At 66.8% G+C, this 12804-nt stretch carries 14 protein-coding genes and 1 pseudogene; 10 read left to right on the plus strand and 5 right to left on the minus strand.

All coding sequences use genetic code 11. From position 1 onward, the window contains the following. The first annotated feature begins 128 nt into the window (after positions 1-128). Genes AB7O82_RS14900 through AB7O82_RS14910 form a run of 3 tightly spaced genes read left to right on the plus strand, consistent with a single transcriptional unit; the run spans position 129 to position 3884 of the window. A complete protein-coding gene (locus tag AB7O82_RS14900) occupies positions 129-1727 on the plus strand; it encodes an acyl-CoA synthetase (protein WP_428542877.1) in 1599 nt (532 codons plus the stop codon). Between the two features lie 22 nt (positions 1728-1749). Further along, positions 1750-2889: an FAS1-like dehydratase domain-containing protein gene (locus tag AB7O82_RS14905; RefSeq protein ID WP_428542880.1), complete on the plus strand. Its 1140-nt coding sequence runs from the start codon at positions 1750-1752 to the stop codon at positions 2887-2889. Between the two features lie 26 nt (positions 2890-2915). Beyond that, positions 2916-3884, plus strand: coding sequence for a Bug family tripartite tricarboxylate transporter substrate binding protein (locus tag AB7O82_RS14910; RefSeq protein WP_428542883.1), 969 nt, complete (start codon positions 2916-2918; stop codon positions 3882-3884). Between the two features lie 12 nt (positions 3885-3896). Here the strand turns inward: AB7O82_RS14910 and AB7O82_RS14915 are convergent, their stop codons facing one another. Beyond that, positions 3897-4802 (minus strand): methyltransferase domain-containing protein, encoded by a 906-nt coding sequence (locus tag AB7O82_RS14915; protein WP_428542886.1) that lies wholly within the window; start codon positions 4800-4802, stop codon positions 3897-3899. Positions 4803-5027: 225 nt separating this feature from the next. Continuing rightward, positions 5028-5903 carry a LysR family transcriptional regulator gene (locus tag AB7O82_RS14920; protein ID WP_428542889.1) on the minus strand — a complete coding sequence of 292 codons (876 nt, stop codon included), beginning with the start codon at positions 5901-5903 and terminating at the stop codon, positions 5028-5030. Between the two features lie 107 nt (positions 5904-6010). Here AB7O82_RS14920 and dapA point away from each other — a divergent pair, with 107 nt between their 5' ends. Then, positions 6011-6886 (plus strand): 4-hydroxy-tetrahydrodipicolinate synthase, encoded by an 876-nt coding sequence (gene dapA / locus AB7O82_RS14925; protein ID WP_428542892.1) that lies wholly within the window; start codon positions 6011-6013, stop codon positions 6884-6886. A 14-nt stretch (positions 6887-6900) separates the two neighbouring features. Continuing rightward, a pseudogene (locus AB7O82_RS14930) lies at positions 6901-7414 on the plus strand (GNAT family N-acetyltransferase). A gap of 128 nt (positions 7415-7542) precedes the next feature. Here the strand turns inward: AB7O82_RS14930 and mscL are convergent. Continuing rightward, complete coding sequence (gene mscL, locus AB7O82_RS14935; RefSeq protein ID WP_428542895.1) at positions 7543-7965, minus strand: large conductance mechanosensitive channel protein MscL; 423 nt, start codon at positions 7963-7965, stop codon at positions 7543-7545. A 65-nt stretch (positions 7966-8030) separates the two neighbouring features. Here mscL and AB7O82_RS14940 point away from each other — a divergent pair, with 65 nt between their 5' ends. From AB7O82_RS14940 to AB7O82_RS14960, 5 genes are all read left to right on the plus strand, one after another. Further along, positions 8031-8210 carry a hypothetical protein gene (locus tag AB7O82_RS14940; protein ID WP_428542898.1) on the plus strand — a complete coding sequence of 60 codons (180 nt, stop codon included), beginning with the start codon at positions 8031-8033 and terminating at the stop codon, positions 8208-8210. 101 nt (positions 8211-8311) lie between these two features. Then, entirely contained in the window at positions 8312-8686 is a 375-nt protein-coding gene (locus AB7O82_RS14945; RefSeq protein WP_428542901.1) for a hypothetical protein, read from the plus strand. 52 nt (positions 8687-8738) lie between these two features. Further along, positions 8739-9605 (plus strand): sulfurtransferase, encoded by an 867-nt coding sequence (locus AB7O82_RS14950; protein WP_428542904.1) that lies wholly within the window; start codon positions 8739-8741, stop codon positions 9603-9605. 27 nt (positions 9606-9632) lie between these two features. Beyond that, a complete protein-coding gene (locus AB7O82_RS14955; protein WP_428542907.1) occupies positions 9633-9926 on the plus strand; it encodes a DUF1330 domain-containing protein in 294 nt (97 codons plus the stop codon). Then, a complete protein-coding gene (locus AB7O82_RS14960) occupies positions 9926-10999 on the plus strand; it encodes a hypothetical protein (protein ID WP_428542910.1) in 1074 nt (357 codons plus the stop codon). The genes AB7O82_RS14955 and AB7O82_RS14960 overlap by 1 nt, the downstream gene beginning before the upstream one ends. Positions 11000-11167: 168 nt before the next feature. On the opposite strand, the gene AB7O82_RS14965 is transcribed toward AB7O82_RS14960, so the two are convergent. Together AB7O82_RS14965 and groEL are read right to left on the minus strand one after the other, a co-directional pair. Continuing rightward, on the minus strand, positions 11168-11590 hold the full coding sequence (locus AB7O82_RS14965; protein ID WP_428542913.1) for an NUDIX hydrolase: 423 nt from the start codon (positions 11588-11590) through the stop codon (positions 11168-11170). A 224-nt stretch (positions 11591-11814) separates the two neighbouring features. Further along, on the minus strand, positions 11815-12804 hold a 990-nt coding region (groEL, locus tag AB7O82_RS14970; protein ID WP_428619692.1), incomplete at its 5' end, for a chaperonin GroEL.

The following is a 12804-nucleotide window of genomic DNA, read 5'->3' on the forward strand; positions in this document are numbered from 1 at the left end:
GAGCCATACCACCGTATAGGTCCTGTCATTCGGGTCGCAGGGCGTCGAATGGCCGACGAACTCGTCATAACCACATCCCAGTCTTTGTATATAGACAAACAGATGCTCTATTGTACAAATGATGTCGCTTGGCCATAGTCATGCGCGTGATGACCAGGTTGACCGACTACACGAGCTATGCCGACGCGCAGACGCAGTTTTCGTCCGCGCGGCTGTGGGATCTGTTCGACGGCGATCGCCGGCATCTCAACATTGCGCACGAGTGCATCGACCGCCATGTCGACGCCGACCGTCACGTCGGTGTCGACAAAACGGCGGTCATCGTCGTTCACGCCGACGGTCCCGACGAGATCCTGAGCTATCGCGAAATTTCCGAGGACTCGGCGCGCTTCGCCAACTATCTCCTCGCCCAGGGGATCCGGCCGGGCGACCGCGTCGCCATCATGCTCGAGCCGTCGCGCGCCTTCTATGTGACGCTGTTCGGCACGATGAAGGCGGGCACGATCGCCGTGCCCCTGTTCACCCTGTTCGGCCCCGACGGCGTGGCGCTGCGCATCGAGGACTGCACGCCCCGTCTGCTGATCACCAACGCGGCCAAGGCGGCCACCCTGTCGCCGCGCGCCGGCCTTCGGGTCGTCGTTGCCGACGCAGCGTTCATGGCGAGCCTAGGCGCCTTCGCGCCGTCCTTCGCACCGGCCACCGAGGCTGATTCGCTGGCGATCTTCCAGTACACGTCGGGCACGACCCGACAGCTGCCCGAGGCGGTCAAGCATTCGCACCGCGCCCTCGTCACCGTGATGGTCGCGGCCCTCTACGGCACCGGATTGCGCCCCGGCGACCGTTTCATCTGCCCGTCCTCGCCAGCCTGGGGGCATGGCCTGTGGCACGGCACACTGCCGCCGCTCGCCATGGGCCTCACCGTGGGAGCCTATGCCGGAAAGTTCGACGCCGAGCGGCTGTTGCGCGCCCTGCAGGAGCACCGCTTCACCAACATGTCGGCGGCGGCGACGCACTACCGCATGATGCGGACGTGCGGGGCCGCCGCACGTTATCGCTACGCCATCGAGAAGCTGTCTTTCACCGGCGAGCCGATCGACAGCGAGACCGCCCGCTTCGCCGAGGCGACGTTCGGCCGGCCGGTCTGCAGCATGTATGGCACGACCGAGATCGGCGTAATTCTGGTCAGCTACCCCGGCGCTGCCGATTTCGTGGTCAAGCCCGGCTCGCTCGGCAAGCCGGTGCCAAGCACCAAGGTCGAGGTCCACGATGCCGCCGGCAACCCATGCCCACCCGGCGTGACTGGCGAGCTCAAGGTCTGGCGGCGGAACGGCTGGATCGCGACCAAGGATCTCGGCCGCGTCGACGAGGATGGGTATTTCTTCCATGGCGGCCGCGCCGACGACGTGATCATCTCGGCCGGCTGGACGATGAGCGCCGTCGAGATCGAGGACGCCATCCTGAAGCATCCCGACGTGCGCGAGGCGGCGGCGATCGGCGTGCCCGACGCGTTGCGTGGCCAGGTCGTCAAGGCCTTCGTCGTGGCCGGGCGCGCCGGCGACGAAACCTTCGTTCGCGAGATCCAGGACCTGGTGCGGCAGCGTCTCAGCCAGCACGAGTATCCCCGCCTTGTCGCCTTCGTCGCGGAGTTGCCCAAGACGCCGGCCGGCAAGGTCAACCGCAAGGTGCTGCGCGAGCACGAGAGAAGCGGCGCCATCCCGACCGCCTGACATTCCGAGGAGAGTGAAACCGATGCCCGATTCGACAGAACGCAGATTTCCCAAGATCACCGAGCAGGGTCTCGACCTGCTGCGCAAGCGCATCGGCGTCAAGATCGGCGCCACGATCGAGCCCTGGTGCCACGAGGCGACTCGCGACAACATCCGCCACTATGCGCACGGCATCGGCGACGACAATCCCTTGTGGTGCGTGCCGGAATACGCGGCCAAGACGAAGCACGGCGGCCTCATTGCCCTGCCGAGCTTCCTGTTCAGCACCAGCCGCATCGTCTCGGGCTATGTCGGAGGGCTGCCCGGCATCCACGCCATGTGGTCGGGCGCCGACTGGACCTGGCACAAGACCGTGCGACGCAACGACGAGATCTCGACCGACGCCTGGCTGAAGGACGTGATCGAGCACGACACGCGCTTCGCCGGCCGCGCCGTGCAGCAGATCTATCATGTCGACTTCTTCAACCAGCATGGCGACCTGGTCGCCGAGGCCGACAGCTGGTGCTTCCGCACCGAGCGCGATCATGCGCGCGAGCAGGGCACCAAGTACCAGGCGCTGAAAGCGCGCGCCGCGCGGCGCTACAGCGACACCGAGCTGGCGGCGGCTTACAAGCTTTATGCCGAGGAGCAGATCCGGGGCGCCACGCCGCGTTACTGGCAGGATGTCGCCGAGGGCGAGGAGCTGCCAGTGATGCTCAAGGGGCCGATGACCGTGACCGGGTTCATCGCCTATGCCCAGGGCTGGGGCGGGCTCTACATCCGCGCCAACAAGCTCGCCTGGAAACTGATCGACGCCCATCCCGGCACCGGCATCAAGAACCGGTTCGGCATCCCCGACTGTCCCGAGCGCGTGCACTGGGAGGAGGAGTTCGCCCTCGAGGTCGGTGCGCCCGGTGCCTACGACTACGGCCCCGAGCGCTGCTCGTGGCTCACCCATCACCTGACCAACTGGATGGGCGACGACGGCTTCCTGCGCCGTGCCAGCTGCAAGATCCGTCGCCACAACCCGGCGGGCGACATGCTGTTCATTAAAGGCAAGGTGAAGCGCAAGTACGTCGAGGACGGCCGTCATCTCGTCGAGATCGAGCAGGAGGCGCGCAACCAGGACGACGAGCTGTCGATCCTGGGCGGCGGCGTGGTCGAACTGCCCACCCGTTCCTGAGGCCGGCCCTGCACCGGGAGGAAACAATGCACAAGAAGATCTTCGGATTGGCCACCGCCCTGGCCGCCATGCTGCTGGCCGTCGTGCCGGCATCGGCCCAAACCTATCCCAGCAAGACGGTGCGCATCATCGTGCCCTACCAGGCCGGCCAGGGCACCGACGTGGTGGCACGGTACATCGCCGAACGCCTGTCGAAAGCGCTGGGCCAGACCTTCTATATCGACAACAAGCCCGGCGCCGGCGGCAACATCGGCACCGAGGCTGGCGCCCGCGCGACGCCCGACGGTTACTCGCTGACCATGGGCACCAACGGCACGCACAGCATGAATCAGTTCCTCTACGCCTCCATGAGCGTCGATCCGGGGAAGGACTTCGCGCCGGTCATCCTGATCGGCATGCTGCCGATGGTGATCGCCGCCAATCCGTCGTTCGCGCCGAACTCGGTCGCCGAGCTGATCGCCACCGCCAAGGCCAGGCCGGACAAGGTCGACGTCGCGCTGCCCAGCACGACGGCTCGCATGGTCCTCGAGCTCCTGAAGGTGCGCACCGGGGCGCCCTTGTTCGGCGTTCCCTACAAGGGATCGGCGACGGCGCTGACCGAGGTGACGGGCGGGCAGGTCCAGACCCTGGTCGACACGGTCGCGGCTGCGCGCGGCCAGATCACCGCCGGCAAGCTGAAGCCACTCGGCATCACCACGCTGAAGCCTAGCGAGCTGCTGCCGGGCGTCAGGCCAGTCGCCGAGCAGGGAGTGCCCGACTTCCAGGTGACGGGGTGGATGGCGCTGTACGCGCCCAACGGGACGCCCGAGCCGATCGTCCAGCTGCTGAATTCCGAGGTGGCGAAGATCCTGGCGGCCCCCGAGACCCGGGCCCGCATGCTGCAGATCGGCGTCGAGCCGGCCGGCGGCACGCCCGGCCAGCTGGCACAGTTCGAGCAGAATGAGCGCGCTCTTTGGGGACCCCTAATCAAGGCTGCCGGCCTCAAGGGCGACTGATCGCCTGGCTAACTAACGGTCGCCCGGCTTGAAATCGACATCCTCGAGGTAGAGCGGCGGCAGGGCACGCTTCCTGGGCGGGCCGGCCTTGTAGCCGCGGCTGAAGATGGTCTCGCCGCGATGGCCGGTGCTGACGCCCGGGATGGGCCTGTAAGGCGGCCGCATGGCGTAGTCGCGCGTGAACGTCGTGATTCCGCCGAAGCCCGCGGCATCGAGCAGCTGCTCGACCTCCGAGACGAGATACTCGCGGACGTGTATGTGATGGCGCCGCTTGGACTCGTCGAGAGAATAGAACGGCCAGCACGACGGATGCTCCTGGTTGAGCACACGATAGATCGAGAACCACGATGCCGCATTCGGTGTGGTGACGACGACGAAGCCGTTCGGCTTCAGGATGCGGTTGATCTCGATGAAGCAAAATAGCGGATCCATGGCGAAGTGCTCGATCACTTCGCAGATCAGCACGCCATCCGCACTCTCGTCGGCGAACGGCAGGCGGTCGACCTCGTAGTCGAAGGACAGCACCGGGACCGCGCGGATATCCCACCCTTTCAGGGTCTCGAGGGGTGCGCCGTAGATCTCGCTGGCGCCGATATCGACCAGGACGCCGGGGCCTTTCGGCGTGACCGCGTACGTGGTCAGGTAGCGGACGATGTGATGCGGCGCGTGCTCACGCTGGGCAGGATCGGCCAGGTTGCTGATCCTGCGATCGATGAGCTGATGGGCGGTCGCGCAATCGGCGCCTTCACCCTCGATGTCGCGAATCAGGCGCTCGCGATACGAAGCGGCGTCTTCGCCGTCGACATAGCGATTGGACGGCGTGAGCGCGCACCCCGCCGGCGGCTCCGCCGCGGCACGGGCCGGCGCAGCCGAAGGGCGCAGGAACCGCGCCGCCGACGTCAACCAATTGTCGGGCATTTCCTTCCATCCCGAGTCGCCCAAACCGCCAGCCACTGTCGGGCAAGCCGCGAAGAAAGACAAATGCGCCGGAAAAGACGGGCCCGGAGGCACACGCTCCCACGGTGCTGCTCCGGGCCCGACGCCCCCTCGGTACTCCAGTGGAAGAAGGGTCCGATCCGCTTCTTCCGTCTCGATGGCCGCATGATACGGAAGCCGCCGCCGACGAGACAGCACCGGATGGTATCAATTGTTGTGCGGCCGCCGGTGGCGCTCGGCGAAGCTCGCGCGGACATGATCGGCAAGATCGCGGGCGGCCGGGCCGAGCCCGGGCGGCGCGTAGAGATTGATGCGAAACTCGGGCAGCGCGGGCAGGCGGGCGTCGCGCCCCAGGATGTCGAAACGCTCGGGCACCGAGGAGCGCAGCAGCGGCGCCACGGCGAGTCCGGCCTCGATCGCGGCGTAGACCGGTTCCATGCGACTGACCTCGCAGACCGCGCGCCAGTCGCGGCGCGCCTTGCCCAGCGCCTCGACCGCGACCGGCCGGAACACGCAGGTCGACGCGCCGAGCGACACGGGCAGCGGGTCCTTGAGATGGGCATCGCCGCCCGGCACGCCGACCCAGACCAGCCGGTCCGTGCGCAAGGTCTCGCCGTGCTTGCCGCACTCGCGCTCGGTGGTCAGCGCGAGATCGACCCGTCCGGCAGCGAGTTGCTCGCGCACGATTCGGGAGTCCTCGCAAACCAGGCTGACGCGCACGCGCGGCTGCGCCTTGGCGAAGCGCCGCAGGATGGCCGGCACGAAGCTCGCGATGATGTCGTAGGGCACGCCAAGGCGGACCTCGCCCTGGAACGACGGCGTTCGCATCGACGACCACACCTCGTCGTTGAGGGCCAGCAGACGGCGGGCCTGCGCCAGCAGCCGCTCGCCGGCCGGCGCCAGCACGAGCCGGCGGCCAGCGCGCTCGAACAGGCGGCAGTCGAGCGCCTCCTCCAGCCGCTTGACCTGCTGGCTGGCGGCGGCCTGCGACACGCCGAGCGCCGCTGCCGCGCGGGTGACGCCGCCGGCATCGACGATGGTGGTGAAGGCCCGCAAGAGAGAGATGTCGAGATCGGTCCGCATGCACGAAACATAAGAGAACCCGAACGAACATATCAAAAACATTCGATTTATTTATCTATTGTCGCCTGCCATCCTCCCGCCTGACTTCCCGAGAAAGGGCTCCGCACATGATCACTGGCCTTTGGTTGCCCCTCGTCACGCCGTTCAAGGACGGTGCTGTCGACTATGCGAGCTATGACCGCCTGATCGAGCACTACATCGGCCTCGGCGTCGACGGCCTGTTCCCGCTCGGCACCACCGGCGAGCAGCCGACCCTCGACGAGCCCGAGATCGACCGTCTGGTCGAGCGCACGGTGGCGCGTGCGGCCGGACGGGTGCCGGTGTTCGTGGGAGTCGGCGGCAACGCCACGCACAAGGTCGAGAAGGCGCTGCGGCGGCTCGAGCGGGTTGCCTTCGAAGGCATCGTCTCGGTCTGCCCGTACTACAACCGGCCGAGCCAGGATGGCCTGGTCGCCCACTTCCGCTGCATCGCCGGCGCCACCGACCGCCAGGTGCTGATCTACAACATCCCCTACCGCACCGCCGTGAACCTCTCGAACGATTCGCTGCTCGAGCTGGCCCAGGTGCCCAACATCGTCGGTGTGAAAGACAGTTCGGGCAGCATCGCCCAGTCGCTCGACCTGCTGGCGCGCAAGCCGGCCGGCTTCTCGGTGCTGACCGGCGAGGACGCCCTGTTCTTCACCATGATGGCCAACGGCGCCGAAGGCGGCATCCTGGCAGCGAGTCATGTCATGACCGAGCGCTTCGTCGAGGTCGCCACACGCTTTGCGGCGAACGATCTCGCCGGAGCCCGCACCGCCTGGGCGCCACTCGCCGGCATGGTTCCGCTGCTGTTCGCCGAGGCCAACCCGATGCCGATCAAGTATCTGCTGTGGCGGCAGGGCCTGATCTCGTCTCCGGAGTGCCGTCTGCCCTTGACGCGGATTTCCGACGCGCTGGCCGGCCGCCTCGACGCCGTTGTTGGCGAAAGGCTGGCGGCATAACAGACTGTGTCCGCATGGAGGAGATACACTCTCTCGGCGCGGCCGAGGCGTCAGCGTCCTCGGCGATCGGCCGATGCCTGCTGGCGCTCAACAACGAGCATGCCGCGGAGTTGTCATGGCTCGATGCCGGGCGCTTGGCCGAACTGGTCGGCAGAGCCTTCGTTGCCCGACGCATTGGCATCGTCGACGCCTTCCTGCTCGCCTTCGACCAGGACGCCGACTACGACAGTCCCAACTTCCCGTGGTTTCGAAACCTATCCGCGCTTTGTCTATGTCGACCGGATCGTCGTCGCACCTACTGCGCGCGGGCGCGGCCTTGCGCGCCGTCTATACGACGATCTTTTTCGCCATGCCCAATGCGCTGGGCACGAGCGCATCGTCTGCGAGGTCAACCGCGAACCACCCAACCCGGCGTCGGATGCTTTCCATGCGGCGCTGGACGTCGTCCAGGTAGGCGGCGCGACGATCCACGGCAGCAGCAAGACCGTCAGATTTCTTGCCCGCCCCCTGGGCGGCTGGCGCCCGTGACGAAGCAAGTGCTCCTGTCCTGACGACCCTGATGTCATCCCGAACGCAGCGAGGGACCTTTAAGGCTGCAGGAAAGGTCCCACGCCATGCTCGGGATGACAGCGATCACTCGTTTTCGTATCAGGCCCTTAGGCCCGCGCCTTCAGGAGATCCCTGATCTCGGTCAGCAGCTCCTGATCCTTGGTCGGCGGCGCGGGCGGCGGTGGTGCCGCCTGTTCCGCCCGCAGCAGCCGGTTCATCGCCTTGATCACCAGGAACAGAACCCAGGCGATGATGATGAAGTTCACGGTGACGGTGATGAAGCTGCCATAGCCCAGAGTAGCGCCGGCCTTCTTGGCGGCGTCATAGGTCGGCGCCTGACTGGCTGCCGGCGTGAGGCCGATGAAATAGTTCGTGAAATCCAGTGCGCCGAAGATCCTGCCGATGATCGGCATGATGATGTCGTTGACCAGCGAATCGACGATCTTGCCGAAAGCGACGCCGATGATGACGCCGATCGCGAGATCGACGACATTTCCCCTCAGAGCGAATTTCTTGAATTCCTGGAGCATGGTCTCCTCCGCGGTTGTACAGCACCCGTCACGCCACGCGCAGCCACACCAGCAAAGCAGAAACCGTGATCACCGAGAAGGCGGTCGAGATCAGCACGGCTCACGAAGGCGTCGAGCGCGGCGGTCGAGGCGGTACCCAGGATGCGCCAGCGGCCGGCCAGCCAGCCCTCCAGGATGATGCCAAAGATCGGCAACGCGACGGTCAGGATGGCGTGCACGACGGCCCGTCCTTGCAGCTCCAGTGATCGATTAACAAATTGACATAAACAGCCGACATATCATAAAATTCCGCATCCAAATCGAGGCCGTACCGTCCCCTTCCGCGAGCGGCCCGGGAGTTATTTTCATGCGTCTCTTGATTGCCGGCCTGGCCGCCCTCGCGGCCGTCTCGTTTGCCACCTCCTCGTTCGCCCAGGATGTGTCTTCGCCGACACCGGCGCCGGTGCCGGCGGCCAAGTCAAAACCCTCAACCTCCTGCCAGAGCCAGAAGAGCACGTCCGCGCGCAATGCATGCCTGAAGAAGGCCAAGGCATCCACTCCCAAGGCCGCGACTTCGACGACGAAGAAGGCAAAGAAGGCGACAACGGCTCCGGCCACCACCCCGGCTGCCACCAAGCAGCCTGAGACCAGCCAGATGGCACCGCCGCCGACCGCCGCGCCGACGCCGCCGTCGACAGGCGGAACCGTCGCCATTCCGCCGCTGCCGCAGAAGACCATCTAGCTTTTGCCGCCGGCAGAGTAGAGTTCGCCCTCCCAACCCGAGGGAGGGCGACATGCCGGCTCATTCTGCTGCCTTGATCCAGACCGAGGAACTCGCCCGTCGCATGGGTGCGCCGGCGCTGCGCATCTTCGACTGCACCGTCTACCTCAAGCTCGGCCCCGACGGCCGTTACGTCGCCGAAAGCGGACGCGCGAACTACGACACGGGACACATCCCGGGCGCGGCGTTCCTCGATCTGCAGGCCGAGCTGTCCGACAAGCGCTCGAAGCTGCGGTTCACCCTGCCGCCGCTCGACACGCTCACCAGAGCGTTCGCCGCCAAGGGCGTCGGCCACGGCACCTCCGTGGTGCTCTACAGCCATGCCACGCCGACCTGGGCAACCCGCGTCTGGTGGATGCTGCGCGCCATCGGCTTCGACGACGCGGCCATCCTCGATGGTGGTCTCGACAAATGGAAGGCAGAAGGGCGTCCGCTCACGACCGGGGAGACGATCCATCCGCCGGCCACGCTCACCCTGCGCGGCCGTCCCGGGATCTTCGTCGACAAGAAGGCAGTGATGGCCGCGATCGGCCAGGCCGGCACGCTTACCCTCAACGCGCTGAGCCACGACCAGCATACCGGCCGCGGCGGCGTGACCTACGGCCGTCCCGGGCGCATCGCGGGATCGTCGTGCGTGCCGGCAGCGAGCCTGTTCGGCCAAGACAAGACCTTGAAACCGATCGCCGACTTGCGCGCCGCCTTCGACGGTGTCGGCGCAGCGCCCGACAAGCGCGTGCTGGTCTATTGCGGCGGCGGCATCGCCGCTTCGCTCGATGCCTTCGTGCTGACGGCGCTGCTCGGCCACACCAATGTCGCGGTGTACGACAATTCCATGCAGGAATGGTCGAACGACCCCAAGCTGCCGATGGAAGTCGGCTGATCGATCCCATCCGAAGGAGAAAATGCCGTGCCCGCCTACATGATCGTCGAGGTCGAGACGACCGACGAAGCGCTGATGACCGAATACCGCAAGCATACGCCCGGCCTGGTCGCCAAGTTCGGCGGCAAGTTCATCGTGCGTGGCGGCAAGACCCGCACGCTCGAAGGCGGGTGGACGCCGCCGCGCATCGTCGTGCTCGAGTTCCCCGACATGGCGTCGGCCGAGAGGTTCTACGATTCGCCGGAATACAAGCCGGTGCTCGACATGCGGCTGCGCGCCGGCAAGTCCAGGGCGATCATCGTCGACGGACACAACGGCTGATGGCCGCATCGCCGTCGGAGCTGGCCGCCTATCGTTCGGTCGGCACGCTCTACAACGCGCTGATGACGGGGCTGGTCCTCGGGCTGATCACGCGCCGTGGCGAGGCGACGGCACGCGACTACGTGTTCCGCCACTTCCGCCGCCAGCATCTCGAGAAATTCCTGCCCGGGCTGCAGAAGCTCGGCCTGGCGGATCAGCCGAATGCGCCCGCGTGCGCGCTCTATCATTACCATTCCAACGCGCTGGGCGGCGTGAAGACCGGCTACCTGCGCGAGAGCGATTGCAAGGCGTGGGTGCGCTATCCGCCGCCGCGCTGGATCTGGCGCGGCACGGCGATCGCCGCCGTGCCCCGTTCGGTGTCCGCCGCCATGCTGCACGGCTGGCACGGCCACAACGGCGTGTCGCTCGGCAATCCCGGCCTGGGTTTCGTGTGCACCGGCATGACGGTCGACGGCATGCCGGGACTCGAAGGCTACTACTGCGACTACGGCCGGCCGATCGCCGAGGACGAGCGCGTGCGCTTCGCCTACGGCGCCGAGGAGATGCCCAGGGTCGACTGGCAGCGACAGCCGGCGCTCGAGACGGCGAGCTGGCCCGAGGAGCGTCGACAGCGCACCTTCCGCGCCTATGCGCTGGAATACCTGCGCACCATGCTGCCGACCCTGCAGGAGCTGCTGGGCGCGGCCGATGCGCAGCAGGAGCTCGGCCGCACGGCGCGCCTGGTCGGTCTGCAGTTCCACGAGGAGACCGCACGCGACATGGACCTGCCGACCGACGTCGAGCGCGGCGACCGCGCCAGCGCGCGCGACTTCGCGCGCTGGCTGACCGCCGTCCTGCGGGCCCAGGGCGAGGACGTCGCGACCCAGGAGAGCGGCGATGCCGTCGTCGTCACCCAGACCGGCTGGCGTGCCATCCGCGAGCTCACGCTGACAGACCCGTTGAAGGCGTTCGACGGCTACAACGAGCTGTGGCTCGGCGCTGCCGCCGCACACGACCGATTCCTCCAGGTACGAACGACACGACGGCTCGACGACAAGGGCTGGCACGTCGCCTGGACGATCGCGGGGCGATAGATGCCTTTCATGGCAGGAGCCGACACAACAACAGAAACCTCGTCCTGAGGAGCGCCCGAAAGGCGCGTCTCGAAGGATGGGCACCAAAGATGGTTTCTGTTGCCCATGCTTCGAGACGCCGCGCTTCGCACGGCTCCTCAGCATGAGGTTGGTTTGTTCTCGCGACCGCTACTCGCGGAGCAAGGCCCGCCTCACGGCCGCGAGGTAGCCGGCCGGCAGTCGATGTCCCTCGATCATGCCGTCGCCCAGCTGCCCGACAGGAAACCAGCGCGCCGCGAGATGCTCGGCGCTGAGGACGGCCTCTGCGTCCGTCACCAGGCGACAGGCAAAGGCCACGATGCGCACGAAGCGGCCGGGTAGCACCTCGAAAAGGTGCTCGCCCAAAGTGGCGCCGACCTCGACCGCGAGCCCGGTTTCCTCCTCGACCTCGCGGCGCAGCGCCGCGCGATGATCCTCCCCGGCATCCGGCCGCCCGCCCGGCAGGTCCCATTCGCCGCGGCCATTCAGCAGCAGGAGGACGCGGCCATCACGGATCAGCACGCCCTTGATCGAGATCGGTGGTTCATCCGAATGGGCTGCTTCGGTTGGCATGGCCGCATCCTAGCGCAGCTCGTCGCAAGGATGCCCGAGCGGATTTGAAGGCGGCGCTCAAGCTCTTCCGGACCGCGAGCGTCTCGCTCGCTCAAGCTTCATGAGCGAGCGAGACGCTCGCGGTCCGGAAGAGCTTGAGGATCGCGACCCTGGTGCCGCATCCGACATGCAAAAGGGCCGGGGATCGCTCCCCGGCCCTGCGCAATGTCCCGAGACGGCTGGACTTAGAAGTCCATGTCGCCGCCCATGCCGCCGCCCGGCGGCATCGGCGGGGCCTTCATCGCCGGCTTCTCGGCGACCATGGCTTCGGTCGTCACCAGCAGGCCGGCCACCGAGGCGGCGTCCTGCAGCGCGGTGCGCACGACCTTGACCGGATCGATGATGCCGGTCTTCACCATGTCGACATAGTCGCCCTTCTGGGCGTCGAAGCCGAAATTGGCGTCCTTCTGGTCGAGCATCTTGCCCGCGACCACCGCGCCGTCGAAGCCGGCGTTCTCGGCGATCTGGCGGACCGGCGACTGCAGTGCGCGACGCACGATCTCGACGCCGACCTTCTGGTCGTCGTTGGCCGTGCGCAGCTTGTCGAGCGCGCGGATGGCGTAGAGCAGAGCGGCGCCGCCGCCGGCGACCACGCCCTCCTCGACCGCCGCCTTGGTGGCGTGCATGGCGTCGTCAACGCGGTCCTTCTTCTCCTTGACCTCGACCTCGGTGGCGCCACCGACCTTGATGATCGCCACGCCGCCAGCCAGCTTGGCCAGGCGCTCCTGGAGCTTCTCGCGGTCGTAGTCGGAGGTGGTCTCCTCGATCTGGGCGCGGATCTGGGTGATGCGGCCCTCGAGGTCGACCTTCTTGCCCGATCCGTCGACGATCGTGGTGTTCTCCTTCTCGACGATGACCTTCTTGGCCTTGCCGAGCATGTCGAGCGTGACGTTCTCGAGCTTGATGCCGAGATCCTCGGAGATCAGCTGACCGCCGGTCAGGATCGCCATGTCCTCGAGCATCGCCTTGCGGCGATCACCGAAGCCCGGCGCCTTGACGGCAGCGATCTTGAGGCCGCCGCGCAGCTTGTTGACCACCAGGGTGGCCAGCGCCTCGCCCTCGACGTCCTCGGCGACGATCAGCAGCGGCTTGCCCGACTGCACCACCGCCTCGAGCACCGGCAGCATCGCCTGCAGGCCCGACAGCTTCTTCTCGAACAGCAGGATGTACGGCGA

The organism is Reyranella sp., from assembly GCF_050185545.1.
GTDB lineage: Bacteria > Pseudomonadota > Alphaproteobacteria > Reyranellales > Reyranellaceae > Reyranella.

What these genes read in the sequence shown, in the direction of transcription:
- AB7O82_RS14965 (WP_428542913.1), bottom strand. Translation starts at nt 11,590, where the DNA reads ATGCCAACCGAAGCAGCCCATTCGGATGAACCACCGATCTCGATCAAG.
- AB7O82_RS14945 (WP_428542901.1), top strand. Translation starts at nt 8,312, where the DNA reads ATGCGTCTCTTGATTGCCGGCCTGGCCGCCCTCGCGGCCGTCTCGTTT.
- AB7O82_RS14960 (WP_428542910.1), top strand. Translation starts at nt 9,926, where the DNA reads ATGGCCGCATCGCCGTCGGAGCTGGCCGCCTATCGTTCGGTCGGCACG.
- AB7O82_RS14950 (WP_428542904.1), top strand. Translation starts at nt 8,739, where the DNA reads ATGCCGGCTCATTCTGCTGCCTTGATCCAGACCGAGGAACTCGCCCGT.
- mscL (WP_428542895.1), bottom strand. Translation starts at nt 7,965, where the DNA reads ATGCTCCAGGAATTCAAGAAATTCGCTCTGAGGGGAAATGTCGTCGAT.
- AB7O82_RS14910 (WP_428542883.1), top strand. Translation starts at nt 2,916, where the DNA reads ATGCACAAGAAGATCTTCGGATTGGCCACCGCCCTGGCCGCCATGCTG.
- dapA (WP_428542892.1), top strand. Translation starts at nt 6,011, where the DNA reads ATGATCACTGGCCTTTGGTTGCCCCTCGTCACGCCGTTCAAGGACGGT.
- AB7O82_RS14905 (WP_428542880.1), top strand. Translation starts at nt 1,750, where the DNA reads ATGCCCGATTCGACAGAACGCAGATTTCCCAAGATCACCGAGCAGGGT.
- AB7O82_RS14920 (WP_428542889.1), bottom strand. Translation starts at nt 5,903, where the DNA reads ATGCGGACCGATCTCGACATCTCTCTCTTGCGGGCCTTCACCACCATC.
- AB7O82_RS14915 (WP_428542886.1), bottom strand. Translation starts at nt 4,802, where the DNA reads ATGCCCGACAATTGGTTGACGTCGGCGGCGCGGTTCCTGCGCCCTTCG.